General features: G+C 61.9%; 14 protein-coding genes. All 14 read right to left on the bottom strand.

What is annotated here, in order from left to right; genetic code table 11:
* Window positions 1-77: 77 nt before the first annotated feature.
* The 14 genes from paaZ to paaG all read right to left on the bottom strand — a co-directional run bounded on the left by paaZ (window position 78) and on the right by paaG (window position 14,968).
* Window positions 78-2,147 carry a phenylacetic acid degradation bifunctional protein PaaZ gene (paaZ, locus tag ACY8D3_RS10455; RefSeq protein WP_462384057.1) on the bottom strand — a complete coding sequence of 690 codons (2,070 nt, stop codon included), beginning with the start codon at window positions 2,145-2,147 and terminating at the stop codon, window positions 78-80.
* Between the two features lie 52 nt (window positions 2,148-2,199).
* Window positions 2,200-3,435 carry an OprD family porin gene (locus ACY8D3_RS10460; protein ID WP_462384059.1) on the bottom strand — a complete coding sequence of 412 codons (1,236 nt, stop codon included), beginning with the start codon at window positions 3,433-3,435 and terminating at the stop codon, window positions 2,200-2,202.
* Between the two features lie 24 nt (window positions 3,436-3,459).
* Window positions 3,460-5,106: a cation acetate symporter gene (locus ACY8D3_RS10465; protein ID WP_462384061.1), complete on the bottom strand. Its 1,647-nt coding sequence runs from the start codon at window positions 5,104-5,106 to the stop codon at window positions 3,460-3,462.
* Window positions 5,103-5,411, bottom strand: a complete 309-nt coding sequence (locus ACY8D3_RS10470; protein WP_462384063.1) for a DUF485 domain-containing protein — start codon at window positions 5,409-5,411, stop codon at window positions 5,103-5,105. Before ACY8D3_RS10470 ends, ACY8D3_RS10465 begins: the two co-directional genes overlap by 4 nt.
* 135 nt (window positions 5,412-5,546) lie before the next feature.
* Window positions 5,547-6,623 (bottom strand): 1,2-phenylacetyl-CoA epoxidase subunit PaaE, encoded by a 1,077-nt coding sequence (paaE, locus tag ACY8D3_RS10475; protein WP_462384065.1) that lies wholly within the window; start codon window positions 6,621-6,623, stop codon window positions 5,547-5,549.
* A gap of 22 nt (window positions 6,624-6,645) precedes the next feature.
* Entirely contained in the window at window positions 6,646-7,179 is a 534-nt protein-coding gene (paaD, locus tag ACY8D3_RS10480) for a 1,2-phenylacetyl-CoA epoxidase subunit PaaD (protein WP_462384066.1), read from the bottom strand.
* On the bottom strand, window positions 7,166-7,930 hold the full coding sequence (gene paaC / locus ACY8D3_RS10485) for a 1,2-phenylacetyl-CoA epoxidase subunit PaaC (RefSeq protein WP_462384068.1): 765 nt from the start codon (window positions 7,928-7,930) through the stop codon (window positions 7,166-7,168). The genes paaD and paaC overlap by 14 nt, the downstream gene beginning before the upstream one ends.
* A gap of 8 nt (window positions 7,931-7,938) precedes the next feature.
* A complete protein-coding gene (paaB, locus tag ACY8D3_RS10490; protein WP_462384070.1) occupies window positions 7,939-8,220 on the bottom strand; it encodes a 1,2-phenylacetyl-CoA epoxidase subunit PaaB in 282 nt (93 codons plus the stop codon).
* Window positions 8,221-8,244: 24 nt separating this feature from the next.
* The gene (gene paaA / locus ACY8D3_RS10495) at window positions 8,245-9,237 is read right to left on the bottom strand and encodes a 1,2-phenylacetyl-CoA epoxidase subunit PaaA (protein ID WP_462384072.1); all 993 of its coding nucleotides are present in this window, start codon (window positions 9,235-9,237) and stop codon (window positions 8,245-8,247) included.
* Window positions 9,238-9,620: 383 nt separating this feature from the next.
* Complete coding sequence (paaK, locus tag ACY8D3_RS10500) at window positions 9,621-10,937, bottom strand: phenylacetate--CoA ligase PaaK (protein WP_462384074.1); 1,317 nt, start codon at window positions 10,935-10,937, stop codon at window positions 9,621-9,623.
* 74 nt (window positions 10,938-11,011) lie between these two features.
* The gene (pcaF, locus tag ACY8D3_RS10505) at window positions 11,012-12,232 is read right to left on the bottom strand and encodes a 3-oxoadipyl-CoA thiolase (RefSeq protein WP_462384076.1); all 1,221 of its coding nucleotides are present in this window, start codon (window positions 12,230-12,232) and stop codon (window positions 11,012-11,014) included.
* The gene (gene paaI / locus ACY8D3_RS10510; protein ID WP_462384078.1) at window positions 12,225-12,665 is read right to left on the bottom strand and encodes a hydroxyphenylacetyl-CoA thioesterase PaaI; all 441 of its coding nucleotides are present in this window, start codon (window positions 12,663-12,665) and stop codon (window positions 12,225-12,227) included. Before paaI ends, pcaF begins: the two co-directional genes overlap by 8 nt.
* Window positions 12,658-14,175, bottom strand: a complete 1,518-nt coding sequence (gene paaH / locus ACY8D3_RS10515) for a 3-hydroxyacyl-CoA dehydrogenase PaaH (RefSeq protein ID WP_462384080.1) — start codon at window positions 14,173-14,175, stop codon at window positions 12,658-12,660. The genes paaI and paaH overlap by 8 nt, the downstream gene beginning before the upstream one ends.
* Before the next feature lies 1 nt (window position 14,176).
* Window positions 14,177-14,968 (bottom strand): 2-(1,2-epoxy-1,2-dihydrophenyl)acetyl-CoA isomerase PaaG, encoded by a 792-nt coding sequence (gene paaG / locus ACY8D3_RS10520; protein WP_462384082.1) that lies wholly within the window; start codon window positions 14,966-14,968, stop codon window positions 14,177-14,179.
* Window positions 14,969-14,973 lie beyond the last annotated feature (5 nt).

A 14,973-nucleotide genomic window follows, 5' to 3' on the forward strand; every position in this document is an offset into this window, starting at 1 on the left:
TGATCAATAGTTCCGATAGGTCATCGTCGCCATCACTCTTCTGATCGAAGTGCTTCCAGGTAAAGACACTACGGATATCACGCGTCCTGCACTGCCTCCTCCCGTTTCGCGACCAGCGTAAGGATGTCGTAGCTCGCCACGACCTCGTCCAACTGGTTCGTCACTTCGACGTCCCAGGCGACGACCCCTTGGGGCTTACCGTCCGGGCTGGTCTTGCCCTGATCGATCTTGCGTTTACAGGTCAATCGCGCTCGGATGGTGTCGCCCACCCCGACCGGCGTGATGAACCGCAGCGTATCGAGCCCGTAGTTCGCGAGGACCGGCCCCTCGCCCGGCGATACGAACAGGCCGGCCGCGGCCGACAGTACAAAGTACCCATGGGCGATACGCTTGCCGAACTGCGAATTCTTTGCGGCGATCTCGTCGAAGTGCATATAGAAGTGATCACCGGACAGGCAGCCGAAGTTGACGATGTCAGCCTCAGTGACTGTGCGGCGATGAGTCAGCAGCGACTCCCCTACCCGCAGCGTTTCGAAATGGCGACGGAACGGATGTACGTCGGTCTCGTAGACTTCCCCGCCCCGTACGAACTCGCCCGTCACCGCGCCCAGCATGGTGGGCGAGCCCTGGACGGCGGTGCGTTGCAGGTAGTGTTTCACGGCCCGAACACCTCCCAGCTCCTCGCCGCCCCCCGCGCGCCCGGGGCCGCCGTGTTTCAGCTGCGGCAATGGCGAACCATGGCCGGTGGACTCGGCTGCGGATATCCGGTCAAGAACATGTACCCGCCCATGAAGGGCCGCCAATGCCGGTACGACCCTGCCCGCGACAGCCGCATCACGCGTCACGAGGCTTGCAACCAGGCTGCCCTTGCCACGAGCCGCAAGCGCAACAGCTTCGTCCAGATCGTTATACGCCATGAGGGTGCTGACCGGACCGAATGCCTCGATATCGTGAGCGCCACCGTCCGCGTGAGGGTTACGGCTGCGGAGCAGCGTCGGCGCAAAAAACGCACCTTCGGCCACGCCTTCACCGCGCGGAGCGAATCCATTTCCTTCTCCGAACAACACATCGCTGGATTCGCGCAACCGGGCGACCTGGGCCGATACGTCCGCCAGTTGCCCATGGGACGCCAGCGGCCCCATGCGTACGCCGTCCAGCGAGGGATCGCCGACAGGGACCTTGGCGAGGCGCTCCTGCAGGCGGCTGGCAACCGCATCCATCAGATTCGCCGGGACGATCGCGCGGCGGATGGCCGTGCATTTCTGTCCGGCCTTCACCGTCATTTCCCGGACCACTTCCTTCACGAACAGGTCGAACTCCGGATCATCAGGCGTGATCTCAGGCGACAGGATCGCGCAGTTCAGCGAATCCGCCTCGGCGTTGAACGGCACGGCGTGACGAACCAGGTTCGGGTTTACGCGCAGTTTCGCTGCCGTGTCGGCCGAGCCGGTAAAGGTGACGATATCCTGGCCATGCAGCCGATCGAGCAGATCACCGGTACTGCCGATCACGAGCTGCAGGCTGCCTTCCGGAAGCAGGCCCGAGTCATACATGAGCCGCACCGTTGCTTCGGTCAGGTAGCTTGTCGCCGTGGCCGGCTTGACGATGCAGGGCATCCCCGCCAGGAAGGTCGGTGCGAACTTCTCCAGCATGCCCCAGATGGGGAAGTTGAACGCGTTGATGTGGACTGCCACACCGCCACGCGGCACCAGAATATGCGTGCCGGCGAAGGTGCCCTGTTTCCCGAGCGACACGGCCGGCCCCTCGTGCACGACGTTGCTCGACGGCAGCTCTCGGGTACCGACCCCGGCGTAGGCGAACAGCGTGCCCGCCCCGCCTTCGATATCTACCCAGCTGTCGGCGCGCGTCGCGCCGCTGTGGTGGGACAGCGCGTAGAGCGCTTCCTTGTGTTCCAGTAGATACTTCCCCAATGCCTTGAGAATCGCCGCGCGCTTCTGGAAATCAAGGGCCATAAGGGACGCGGCCCCACGCTGTCGTGAATGCTCGAGCGCCTCGCCAAAGTCGATACGGTCTTCATGGGTTCGCGCCAGGGTATGACCGTTTATGGCGCTGCGCAGTGGCTGGCTGCCCTGCTGGCCGACCCAGCGGCCAGCGATGAAGCTTTGCAGGATCGAGGCTTCGCTCATCGGGGTACTCCTGTTCAACGCAAGGATTAAAGGTGTGCAGCGGGTACGCCGCCTACCAGAGGGCAAGCGTGTAGCCGAGAATCAGGCGGTTTTCGTCGATATCGGTCGTCAGCCCGTTACTTGAACGGAAGGTCAGGTTGCGCCACCGCACGCTGAAGCCTTTCAGCGGACCGCCCTGTACCATGTACGCAAGGTCGGTATCTCGCTCCCACTCCTTGCCGGTGTTGCCGAACGGGGTCTGCGCATTGCGCCCGCTTACGTAGCGCGTCATGAAGCTCAGCCCAGGCACGCCCAGGGCCGTGAAGTCATAGTCATATCGAGCCTGCCACGCATCCTCGCCTGCCCGGGTGAAGGTGTTATAGGTAACGAGGTTGACCGAATACGGATCGCCGCCGTTGATCACGGGGAAGGCACCGTCACCCGTCATCCGCTGCCAGGCACCACTGAAACGATGACCGCCATGGCTCAGGGTGAGCATCCCGTTGAAATTGTGGTTGTCGATGTCGCCGGCGCGCTTCGCGCCCTCGTCGCGGCTGTCGAAATAACGCAGGTCGGTCTTCAGGCTCGTGTTGTCACTCAGGGGCCACACATGCACCAGCCCGGCGAAATGCTGACGATAAATGTCTTCAAGCTCGCCGTAGTAGTAGCTCAGTGTCAGCTCACGACTGACAGCGTAGCTGCCACCCGCGAACGTGAATGCGTCGCTGGTGGCCGCGCCGTAACCCAGATCGTCGCGACCGGACGAATCCCGCAGATTGACTCGGGTGAGCCTGCCGCCATTGAGGGTCAAACCCTCTATCTCCTGCGACGTGACCATGCCGCCTTGAAAGGTCGAGGACAGAAGGCGCGTATCGTTATAGGTCACTACCGGCAGCACCGGCAGCAAGGTGCCCAGCCGCAGAACGCTTTTGGATGCGCGAAGCTTGGCGGTGAGCCCCAGCTCGCTGTAATCGTCGGCGGGATCGCCCGTCGCCGGGTCGAATGGGAGCAAACCCGTACCGCGCCGATTGGCGCTCGAGTCGAGCTTCAAGCCGACCTGCCCTATCGCATCGACCCCGACACCGACGGTTCCTTCGGTGAAGCCGGAACTGAACCGGGCCGTAAAGCCCTGCGCCCATTCCTCCGCCTTGGACTGTGGCGCCCCGGCCTGCCGAAAGTCGCGATTCATGTAGAAGTTGCGCAGCTCGATCGTCGCGTGGCTGTCTTCGACGAAGTCCGCCAGTGCTACCGGAAGGCCGGTGAGCCCGAGCGCCGCAGCGAGCGGCGCAGTGGTAAGGATCCTGTTCATTATTGTTGTTTTCCTTGGGTCGGATCAGTGACGGCTGGCAGTAGAGGCGCCAATACCGGTCATGGAACGAATGAATTGTGCGAGGTAGCGACCACGCTCCACGTCTGCCCGTGCAGACCGGTCAGTCACCGAAAACGCATAGGCGCTGAGGAAGGCCAGCGACATGGAGAACAGAGCCGGGTTGGAATACGGGAACAGCGCACGCTCATGGCCAAGCACCGTCACCCAGACCACCGGGCTAAGCACCAGCAGAACGACAGCTGAAAGCAGGCCAGTGACGCTGCCCATGACGGCACCGCGTGTAGTCAGGCCCTTCCAGAACATCGCCAGGAACAGCACCGGGAAGTTGACCGAGGCAGCAATCGCCAGGACGAGGCCAGACAGGAAGGCAATGTTCTGCGATTCGAACAGCAGCCCCAGCGTTACGGCCAGTACGCCGATCACCAGCGTTGCAATACGCGACATCCGCATCTCTTCCTGCTGGGTGGCCTGCCCCTTGCGAATGACGCATGCGTAAAGGTCATGCGCGACCGCCGATGCACCGGACAGTGCAAGCCCGGCCACTACCGCCAGAATCGTCGCAAACGCCACGGCTGAGATGAAGCCCAGGAACAGGCTACCGCCGACCGCCTGAGACAGGTGCACCGCTACCATGTTGCCGCCGCCGATGATCGCGCCTGCCGCCGTGCGGAATTCAGGATTGGTGCCGACCATCACGATCGATCCGAAGCCGATAGCAATCAACAGCAGATAGAAATAGCCGATGAAGCCGGTCGCGTAGAGCACGCTCTTGCGCGCCTCGCGGGCGTCTCTGACCGTGAAGAATCGCATCAGGATGTGCGGCAGGCCTGCCGTGCCGAACATCATGCCCACCGCCAGTGAAAGCGTATCGATTGGGCTCGTCAGCATGCCACCCGGCGCCATCACGGCGACGCCCTTGGCGTGTACTTCGGCGGCGCCTGCAAACATCGCTTCAGCGCTGAAATCGAAGTGCCGCAGGACCATGAACGCCATGAAGCTTGCGCCCGAAAGCAACATCACGGCCTTGATGATCTGGACCCACGTCGTGGCCAGCATTCCGCCAAAGGTCACGTAGCAGATCATCAGTACGCCGACGATCAACACCGCCTGGAAGTAGGTGATGCCGAACAGCAGTTCGATCAGCTTGCCTGCCCCTACCATCTGCGCCATGAGGTACATCAGCGCGACGATGAGGGTGCCGAATGCGGCAGTGATGCGGATCGGCATCTGCTCGAGGCGATACGAAACCACGTCGGCGAAGGTGTACTTGCCGAGGTTGCGCAGGCGCTCCGCGATGAGGAAGAGGATGATGGGCCAGGCCGCGACGATACCGAGCGAGTACAGCAAACCGTCGAACCCGGCCATGAAGATCATGGCCGAAATGCCCAGGAAGGACGCCGCACTGATCATGTCGCCTGCGATCGCCAATCCATTCTGGAAACCGGTGATGCCACCGCCGGCCGTGTAGAAATCACTGGCCGAACGGGTACGCAAGGCTGCCCAGCGGGTAATGCCAAGGGTGAACACCACGAATACGAAGAACATGCCGATGGCGTGCCAGTTGAGCGGACGCCCACCAGGCTCCGCCGCCAGTACCGATGTGCTGAGCAACAACCCGCCTGCAGCAAGGCATACCGGGAGCAGGCTCATGTCCGCGTCTCCCGAATGAGCTTTTCGGCCATGGGATCGAGAATCCTGTTCGCCTGATGGACGTAGAACGCAGTACAGGCAAACGAAAGCAGGATAACTGCGACCGTCAGCACGATGCCGACATTGGTTACCCCGCCGCTGATGGGCATCGCCATGATGTGCGGGGCGAATGCCATGACGACGACGAATCCGTAATAGATGGCCAGCATGCCGCACGTGAGTGACCAGGTCAGGCGTTTCTTGCGTTGCACGAGGCGGATGAAGTCAGGATGTCGTTCGAGGTGTGCGATGTCTTGCGGGCTCATGGCTGCTCTCTTTTTGTGATTGTCGAGACAGTGTTACAACGCCGTAGGGCATACAGCACCGAACGGATACAGCAATACAAACGAATGCAGGTGCTGGCGGACGGCGCTCGGCGCTCGGCGCTCGGCCCGGTGGGATCAGCGCTGATCGAAGTCCAGCACGACCTTGTCGGTGAGCGGGAAACACTGGCAGGACAGCACGTAGCCAGCGGCGACCTCGTAGTCCTCGAGGGCGAAGTTGGCGTCCATCTCCACCTCCCCTTCGACGACCTTGCACATGCAGGTCGAACACACGCCTGCCTTGCAGGAGTACGGCAGCTCCGCGCCTTGGGCGTTGCCCGCATCGAGGATGCTCTGCGTATTGCGAGGAAGGTCGAACTCCAGGGCTCGTCCGTCATGGATGACCGTGATTCGGCTGTTGGCCTTCGACACCGCAGAGGCCGCCTGGCGCGCCTCTCGCCGTGTCGTGTCGACGGCGGCGCCGAACAGTTCGAAGTGAATGCGCTCGGCTGGCATTCCGTGCCTTTTGAGGCTGTCGCGGACGGCCTCTGTCATCGCGTGGGGGCCGCAGATGAATGCGGCATCGAGGCCCTTCACATCAACCCAGCGTGAAAACAGGATCCCGCATTTGTCCGCGTCGATGCGCCCGTTATACAGGTCCACATCCTGTTGCTCGCGGCTGAACACGAAGATGAGATTAAGGCGCGTGAGATAACGGTTCTTGAGGTCTTCCAGCGCTTCCCTGAACATTGTGGAGCCGGTGGAGCGGTTGCCGTAGAGCAGCGTGACCCGGCTTTTGGGCTCCACTTCGAGCGTTGTCTTGACGATGGACAGAATGGGTGTGATCCCGCTGCCGGCGGCCACTGCTAGGTAGTGCCCGTGGCGTGCCGGGTCTAGATCGACGTGAAAGTGCCCTGCCGGGGGCATCACCTCCAATTGGCCGCCTATCTTGAGCTGGTCGTTCGCGTAGGCCGAGAACAAGCCGCCTTCCACGCGCTTTACCGCGATACGCAACTCGCCATCGAGCGCGCCCGAACAGATGGAATAGGAGCGGCGGATCTCCTCATCGCCGATGTGCGCGCGTACCACCAGATGCTGCCCCTGGACAAACTGAAAACCGGGTTCGAGTTCGGTGGGAATGTCGAACGCGATGGACACCGCGTCGCGCGTCTCAGGGCGGACGTCCTTGATGGTGAGGCTGTGGAACTGGCTCATTATTATTCTCCGCGCCACATGTTCAGATGCACTTGAAGTAATCGAACGGCTCCAGACACTCGCGGCAGCGATACAGTGCCTTGCAGGCCGTCGAGCCAAATTCGCTCAGCCGCTCGGTATGCGTACTGCCGCAGTGCGGGCAAGTGATGTCAGGCTGTTCGGCCAGCAGGCTGCGTTTGCTCGCACTGCCAACCGGCGGCGCGATACCGTATTCACGCAGGCGCTCACGCCCTTGCTCACTGATCCAGTCCGTGGTCCAGGCAGGCGTCAGACGACGCTCCAGCAAGGGACTGCCGAAGCCGGCGCGTTCGAGCGCGTGTGTAATGTCCTGTTCGATGACCTCGGTCGCCGGGCATCCGGAATACGTAGGTGTCACCACAAGATGAAGGTGGCCAGCCGCCCACTCCACCTCCCGCACGATGCCAAGGTCCACGACGCTGACGACGGGAACCTCAGGATCCATGACATCGTGCAACACCCGCCAGGCGCGTTCGACGTCACCGACACCGGCCCGCCGCGCGCCGCGATCGCTGGCGATCAACTCACCAGGTCGCATCGGGGTAGGCCCGTTGCAGGTACTGCATTTCCGCCAGCAGGCGACCAAGATGCTCGCTATGCAGCCCCTTGCGCGCATTCAGGTAAAACGGTTTTGCAGGCTCCGGCACGTTCAGCGTGGCCCGCTCGAAAATCGATTCGACCGTCGCGCGCCAGCCGTTCGCAATGGCGTGAGGGTCCGGCGCCACGCCGCTTGTGAACAGGCGCGCATCGACGTCATCCGCATGTGTCATTTCGACCGTGAAGCGCCAGACCTGCGGGATGGCCGCCTCCATGCGCGCATGGCTCTCGTCCGTTCCGTCACCGAGTCGCTCGACCCACTCGCCCGACCGGCGAAGATGATAGGTCACCTCCTTCAGGCTCTTGGCGGCGATGCCTGCGATACGCTCATCGCTCGATGTGGCTAGCCCCTGTAGCACTTCATAGTGCCAGGCGTCATACAGGAACTGCTTGGTCATCGTGACCGCGAAATCCCCATTGGGCTGTTCGACGAGCACCAGGTTGCGAAACTCGCGCTCGTCCCGGCGAAACGCAAGGGCATCCGCATCGCGGCCGTCACCGATCAGCTCAGCCGCGTAATCGAGCCAATGGCGGGCCTGCCCGACGAGGTCGAGGCCCACGTTCATAAGCCCGAGCTCTTCTTCGAGCACGGGTGCACGCCCACACCATTCGCACAGCCGCTGGCCCTGAATGATGGCAGTATCGCCCATGCGCAGGAGGTATTCGATCAGATCATTGCGTTCGACAGTCATGGCGTGCCTCACATATGCCCGACTTCAGGCGGCAACTCGTAGAAGCTTGCATGCCGATAGATCTTGTCGTCGGCCGGATCGAACAGCGGCTCCTTTTCGTCAGGAGAGGACGCGGTGATCATCGCCGAAGGCACCACCCAAAGGCTTACACCCTCGCTGCGCCGGGTATAGAGCTCACGCGCATTCTCGATGGCCATGGCGGCGTCGGCGGCATGGACGCTACCGACGTGCTTGTGGTTGAGGCCGTGCTTGCTGCGCACGAACACTTCGAACAGGGTCCAGTCGGACATGGCTGTATCTCCCCTCGATCGCGATCAGGCAGCGTCGCGCTTTTGTTGTTTTTTACGGGCGTGGGCGACGGCGGCTTCACGCACCCAGGCGCCGTCGGCGTAGGCATTTCGGCGCGTTGCGACGCGCTCCGTGTTGCAGGGGCCGTTGCCCTTCAGCACCTCGTAGAATTCGTCCCACTGGATTTCGCCAAAATCGTAATGGCCGCGCGCCTCGTTCCATTTCAGGTCCGGGTCCGGCGCCGTGCAGCCAAGGATTTCCAGCTGCGGTACCGTCTGGTCGATGAATCGCTGACGCAGCTCGTCATTGCTTTGCCGCTTGATCTTCCACGCCATGGACTGAGCGCTGTTTGGCGAATGAGCGTCACTCGGCCCAAACATCATCAGCGATGGCCACCACAAGCGGTTGATCGCGTCCTGAACCATGTCCTTCTGCGCCTGCGTGCCGTGACGCATCATGGTGAGCAGCAGCTCGTAGCCTTGGCGCTGGTGGAAGCTCTCCTCCTTGCAGATGCGGATCATTGCGCGCGAATAAGGACCGTACGAGGTCCGCTGCAAGACGACCTGGTTGACGATCGCGGCGCCGTCCACGAGCCAGCCTACGGCGCCCATGTCAGCCCAGCTCAGTGTCGGGTAGTTGAAGATGCTCGAATACTTGGCTCGACCGGAATGCAACTTTGCGATTTCTTCGTCGCGATCCGCACCGAGTGTTTCCATCGCACTGTAGAGATACAGGCCATGGCCCGCCTCGTCCTGGATCTTGGCCATGAGCTGCAGCTTGCGCTTGAGCGTCGGCGCCCGGGTCACCCAGTTGCCCTCGGGGAGCATGCCAACGATCTCGGAGTGCGCATGTTGGGAAATCTGTCGGATCAGCGTCTGCCTATACGCATCAGGCATCCAGTTCTTCGGCTCGATCTTGATTTCCGCGTCGATCTTTTCCTGGAACGCCCGCTCTTCAGGGCTCATCTCGTCCAGCGCCTTCACACTCTTCAAGCCGGTCTCGACCATTTGAGCATACATAACAATGTCCACCGTTCGGTTCGTGGCAGCGATGCCTATGGCGCTATTTTTAAATGATACATACAGATAAGGCAAATCTATTTTTTGGTATCGCTTTAGGATGTTTTCAAAACATGCCGTTGATAACGATGCCTGGACTTAAACCTGCTCATGCGTTCACACATAAACGCGGAACACGTGATCCCCGTAAACAGGAGGACGCCTCATCACCTACTACGCGATGTATAGACAATTTCTGTTTTATGTAACGAATCGATCTTCTTGCCTGCTGAGCGACTCGAGCCTGTCACTCGCCATGCCCTCTCCGGACCCACGGCAGGCCAGGGACAAGAAACTGGCCTGCCAAGACGGAACGGGCGCAGGGCTAACGCGTGAAAGCCTGATCAACCTGCCTTGCGCAGGTCGTACACGTGGCAAGCCTTACCCTCCGAGCGCTTCATCGAGAAGCATGGGCGCAACACGACATGGCAGCTGATGCCGATATGCGTCTTGATATGGTGGCAGAGCTCCTCGCACAACCGCTGTTGCTCGGCTTCGCTCGATTGCTGATGTTCGCCACGCAACTCCACATGCACCTCGACACTGTCCAGATTGCCGTGGCGAGACAGATGAATCTCGTAGTGCTCGCATAGCTGGCGGACCTTGAGCACCTGCTCTTCCACCTGGGTGGGGAAGACGTTTACGCCGCGTATGATGAGCATGTCATCGCTGCGGCCCGTAATCTTGTCGATACGGCGCATGGGCCGCGCGGTGCCTGGCATCAGCCGCGTCAGGTCTCGCGTACGGTAACGGATCATGGGTAACGCTTCCTTGGATAACGTTGTGAAGACCAGCTCTCCGAGCTGCCCGTCCGGCAATACTTCGCCGGTTACCGGGTCGATGATTTCAGGGTAGAAATGGTCTTCCCAGAGCGTTGGGCCATCCTTGGTTTCCGCGCATTCCATGGCAACACCGGGCCCCATGATTTCGGAGAGGCCGTAGATGTCGAGCGCCGTGATGCCCAGACGCGATTCGATGGAACGCCGCAGCTCGTCCGTCCAAGGCTCAGCACCAAAGATGCCCAACCGAAGCGACAGCTCGTCCGGCGTGACGCCTTGGCGCTCCAGTTCATCCGCGATGTTGAGCATGTAGGACGGCGTCACCATGATGATGTCGGGCTTGAAGTCCCGGATCAGCTGGACCTGCTTCTGCGTCTGCCCGCCAGACATCGGGATAACGGTACAACCCAGCCGCTCCGCCCCGTAGTGCGCACCCAGGCCACCCGTAAACAGGCCATAGCCATAGGACACCTGGACCTTGTCGCCCTTTCGCCCACCCGCTGCGCGGATGCTGCGCGCCACGAGGCAGGCCCATGTATCGATATCGTTCTGCGTGTAGCCCACGACCGTAGGCTTGCCTGTCGTCCCGCTCGATGCATGCAGCCGAACGATATCGTGCATCGGCACCGCAAAGAGGCCATAGGGATAGTTGTCGCGAAGATCCGACTTGAGGGTGAACGGAAATTTCGCAAGGTCCGCGAGCGACCTGAGATCGGACGGGTGCACACCCAGCTCGTCGAACCGCTGGCGGTACATCGGCACGTTCTGGTAGGCATGTTCCAGCGTCCACCGCAGGTGGGTCAGCTGATGGTCGCGAAGTTCATCGACGCTGGCGGTTTCCATGTGATCCAGCAGGGCGGCGTCTGTCATCTGCATATTCATGGCTTCACTCGATTATTGTTGTTTGGCGTGAGGTCGGTGGCTGTGCAACAAGGCCCAGGCCGGCTACCAAGCGATCAAACGCGCTCGATGATCATGGCGATCCCCTGGCCGACCCCGATACACATCGTGCACAGCGCATAACGCGCCTCGCGCTCCTCAAGCTCGTAAAGCGCCGTGGTCACCAACCGTGCGCCACTCATGCCCAGCGGATGGCCGAGCGCGATCGCACCACCATTTGGATTCACTCGAGGATCATCGTCAGCGAGGCCCAGCTCCCGGAGAACAGCGAGCCCCTGGGCCGCGAAGGCTTCGTTGAGCTCGATGACATCCATATCGGCAAGCGACAACCCGGCAAGCGCCAGGGCCTTGCGTGTAGCCGGGACCGGGCCAATGCCCATGATTCGCGGCTCCACTCCGGCGGTGGCCATAGCGACGACACGGCCACGTGCCTTGAGCCCCTGTTCTTGAGCCGCGCGCCCGCTGGCCATCAACACCGCGCAAGCCCCGTCGTTCACGCCCGAGGCATTGCCTGCCGTGACGCTGCCACCATCACGAAACGGTGTACCTAGACGAGCCAGCTGTTCCCGTGTCGTTTCCGGCCTCGGATGTTCGTCCTGCTCAACGCGCAGGGGCTCCGATTTGCGCCGGAGAATTTCTACCGCGACGATCTCCCTCGCGAAGCGGCCACGCGCCGTGGCATCGCCAGCCTTCTGCTGGCTACGCAGGGCGAAGGCGTCCTGATCCTCGCGGGAGATCTCGTACTGCTCGGCAACGTTCTCCGCTGTCTCCGGCATCGAATCGATACCGAACAGGGCCTTCATTTGGGCATTGACGAAGCGCCAGCCGATGGTCGTGTCGAAGACATCCGCCTGCCGGGAGAACGCCTGATCCGCCTTGCCCATGACAAATGGGGCGCGCGACATTGATTCCACGCCACCCGCGATCATTAGCCCTGCTTCACCACAGCGCAGGGCGCGGGCCGCCTGCCCTATCGCATCCATCCCGGAGCCACACAGCCGGTTCAGTGTCGTCCCCGGCACCGTGACCGGCAAACCGGCCAGCAACGCGGACATCCGGGCTACGTTGCGGTTGTCTTCACCCGCCTGGTTCGCGCAACCGTAGACGACGTCGTCGATCGCGCTCCAGTCCAGCTCAGGGTGGCGCGACTGGAGCGCTTTCATGGGTATGGCACCCAAATCATCCGCCCGTACAGCACTGAGCGCGCCGCCGTAACGCCCGATCGGTGTACGGACCGCATCGATGATCAGCGCATCGTTATCCTTGTAATCACTCACGGTCACTCTCCTGGGCGATCACCGACCCCCTCACTTGGTAAGACTTGCCCCGGAACAGCGCGACCAACTGGCCGTCCTGGTTCTCTATCCGGGTGTCGTAGGTCCCGGTACGGTTGCTTCGGCTTTGCTCAACGCAGGTAGCCGTAAGCAGATCACCCAGCCGGCCCGGCGCGATGAACTCGATGCTGCAGCCCTGTGCGACGGTAGCCTGGTCGTAGGTATTGCATGCAAAGGCGAACGCCGAGTCGGCCAGCGCAAAGATGAAACCGCCGTGGCAGGAGCCGTGCCCCTGAATCATGTCTTCGCGAACACACATGGTCAGCACCGCTTCACCGGACGCGACCCGAACCACTTCGATCCCAAGGCTCTGGGACGCGCGATCGCGGGCATACATGGCCTCGGCGCAACGCGCAGGCAATGAAGTGTCAGTCATGAACGTGCCCTCCTTCTTCGGCAAGGCGCGTTAGCCAGACGCTCGGGCGATAGCGGGTTTCGCCATAGGTCGCCTGGAGGTTTCGTAGCGTCTTGAGCACGTAATCGAGGCCAATGGACTCGGCCCAGGCCAGAGGCCCTTTGGGGTAGTTCACACCCGCGCACATGGCCAGATCGATGTCTGCTGGTGAGCCGACACCATGCAACACCGCATCGGCCGCTTCGTTGGCCAGCATCGCAACCGTACGCATTACGAGCAGACCCGGCAGGTCGGCAAGCGGCGTTACCGCCATCCCGGCCCGGCAGAACAATGAAACAGCTGCATCCTGGGCTGCTTGCGTAGCAGCCGCTGACCACGCCAGCGCGACACGGGCTGCCGAAGCGTAGTCGTGGGCAAGGTCGATCAGCACCAGATTGCGCAGTCCGTCCTCTCGCTCACGCTGGCAGGCCATGCGGCCATCGCTCAGAGCGAGCACGGCATCCCCTATGCGCAACAGACCGGAACCTCCCCGCTCCACGACCGCGACGCCCGCGTCCCGGAACCGGGCCACAAGCGCTCGGGCAGGCCCAAGGTCGCCTTCAACGACACATACGAAATCGGCCGTTTCGGCGCTGACCACAGCGGGTGACGGCCTCTCGGCACCTGTCGAATACTCATAGAAACCGCGGCCGCTTTTGCGGCCTAGAAAGCCCGCGTCAACCAGCTCCTTTTGAATCAGTGATGGCTGAAAACGTGGATCGCCGTAGTAGGCGTCGAATACCGAACAGGTCACCGCATAGTTGACGTCATGCCCGATGAGGTCGGTCAACTCGAAGGCGCCCATACGGAATCCACCGGCTTCGCGCATCAGCGCATCGAGGCTCGCGCAATCCGCGGCCCCTTCCTGGAGCAGGCGGAGACTTTCGGCGTAGAACGGCCGCGCAACGCGGTTGACGATGAAGCCCGGCGTGGACCGCGCATGCACCGGTTTCTTGCCCCAGGCCGCCGCGGTCGCGTACAGACAGTCAGCGACATCCCGGTCAGTCGCGAGCCCGGAAACAATTTCGACCAAGGCCATCAGCGGTGCCGGGTTGAAGAAATGCAGGCCCGCCAGGCGCTCCGGGTGGCGCAAGCCGGCGCCCAGGGCCGTAATGGATAGAGATGACGTATTGCTTGCCAGCAGGCAGGTCGGGGCGCAGTACGCTTCGAGTTCCGCGAACAGGGTCCGCTTGGCCTCCAGGCTTTCCACAATGGCCTCGATGATCAGACCGGCATCCGCCAGGTCAGCCAACGAATCCACGACACTCAACCGGGCACGACAATCCGCCTGCGCGTCGTCGCTCAGGCGCCCTTTCTCGACAAGACGCGTCAGCTGCCGGTTGATACCCTCGATCGCAGTAGCGGCAGCCCCTTCCCGAGCATCATACAGTCGGACCGAATGCCCAGCCTGCAGCGCCACCTGGGCAATACCGGCACCCATGGCACCGGCGCCCACCACCGCGACGATGACGTCAGTCTTCAATGCAGCCATTTCACCGCCCCTTGAACTGAGGCTGGCGTTTTTCAATGAACGCCGAGACGCCTTCACGGTAGTCCTCGCTGCGGCCGCCCAGCCGCTGAAGGTCGCGCTCGAGATCAAGTTGCTCGTCGAATGTATTGGACAGGCTTGCGTTGAGCGCGCGCTTGATGAGGCCGAGCCCATAGGTGGGCTGAGTGGCGAAGTGCCGCGCAAGCTTCAAGGCCTCGTCCTGCAATTCGGCGTCATCCACCACGCGATGAATCATGCCCCACGCCTCTGCGTGCTCGGCAGGTATGCGATCGCCAAGCATCATCAGCGCCTTGGCTCTCGCCATTCCGATCAACCGCGGCAACGTAAAGGTACCGCCCGAATCAGGTACAAGGCCCAGCTTGCAGAACGCCTGGATGAAACTCGCCGAGCGCGCCGCCAGAACCAGGTCACATGCAAATGCGATGTTCGCACCGGCTCCCGCTGCCACGCCGTTCACCGCGCAGATCACCGGCATGGGCAGATCGCGCAACGTGCGGATCATTGGGTTGTAGTACTGCTCCAGCGACTCCCCCAGGTCCGGCGCGGCATCACCGGGCGCCACCTTCCTGTCCCCCAGATCCTGACCCGCGCAGAAGCCTCGCCCTGCCCCGGTTATCAGCAAGGCCCTCACCTCGCCGGCTTGGCGGACCCGCTTCAACGCCTCGCGGACTTCTGTATGCATCTGCCGGTTGAAGCTGTTGAGCGCTTCAGGCCGGCTGAGCGTCAGTGTCGCCACGCCCGCGTCGATGGAGAACTGAATGGTCTCGAACGTCATGTCGG

This window comes from Pseudomonas sp. Marseille-QA0892 (genome assembly GCF_054950135.1).

What these genes read in the sequence shown, in the direction of transcription:
- paaG (WP_462384082.1), bottom strand. Translation starts at nt 14,968, where the DNA reads ATGACGTTCGAGACCATTCAGTTCTCCATCGACGCGGGCGTGGCGACA.
- paaA (WP_462384072.1), bottom strand. Translation starts at nt 9,237, where the DNA reads ATGTATGCTCAAATGGTCGAGACCGGCTTGAAGAGTGTGAAGGCGCTG.
- paaE (WP_462384065.1), bottom strand. Translation starts at nt 6,623, where the DNA reads ATGAGCCAGTTCCACAGCCTCACCATCAAGGACGTCCGCCCTGAGACG.
- paaB (WP_462384070.1), bottom strand. Translation starts at nt 8,220, where the DNA reads ATGTCCGACTGGACCCTGTTCGAAGTGTTCGTGCGCAGCAAGCACGGC.
- ACY8D3_RS10465 (WP_462384061.1), bottom strand. Translation starts at nt 5,106, where the DNA reads ATGAGCCTGCTCCCGGTATGCCTTGCTGCAGGCGGGTTGTTGCTCAGC.
- paaZ (WP_462384057.1), bottom strand. Translation starts at nt 2,147, where the DNA reads ATGAGCGAAGCCTCGATCCTGCAAAGCTTCATCGCTGGCCGCTGGGTC.
- paaI (WP_462384078.1), bottom strand. Translation starts at nt 12,665, where the DNA reads ATGACTGACACTTCATTGCCTGCGCGTTGCGCCGAGGCCATGTATGCC.
- paaD (WP_462384066.1), bottom strand. Translation starts at nt 7,179, where the DNA reads ATGCGACCTGGTGAGTTGATCGCCAGCGATCGCGGCGCGCGGCGGGCC.
- paaK (WP_462384074.1), bottom strand. Translation starts at nt 10,937, where the DNA reads ATGAATATGCAGATGACAGACGCCGCCCTGCTGGATCACATGGAAACC.
- ACY8D3_RS10470 (WP_462384063.1), bottom strand. Translation starts at nt 5,411, where the DNA reads ATGAGCCCGCAAGACATCGCACACCTCGAACGACATCCTGACTTCATC.
- paaC (WP_462384068.1), bottom strand. Translation starts at nt 7,930, where the DNA reads ATGACTGTCGAACGCAATGATCTGATCGAATACCTCCTGCGCATGGGC.
- ACY8D3_RS10460 (WP_462384059.1), bottom strand. Translation starts at nt 3,435, where the DNA reads ATGAACAGGATCCTTACCACTGCGCCGCTCGCTGCGGCGCTCGGGCTC.
- paaH (WP_462384080.1), bottom strand. Translation starts at nt 14,175, where the DNA reads ATGGCTGCATTGAAGACTGACGTCATCGTCGCGGTGGTGGGCGCCGGT.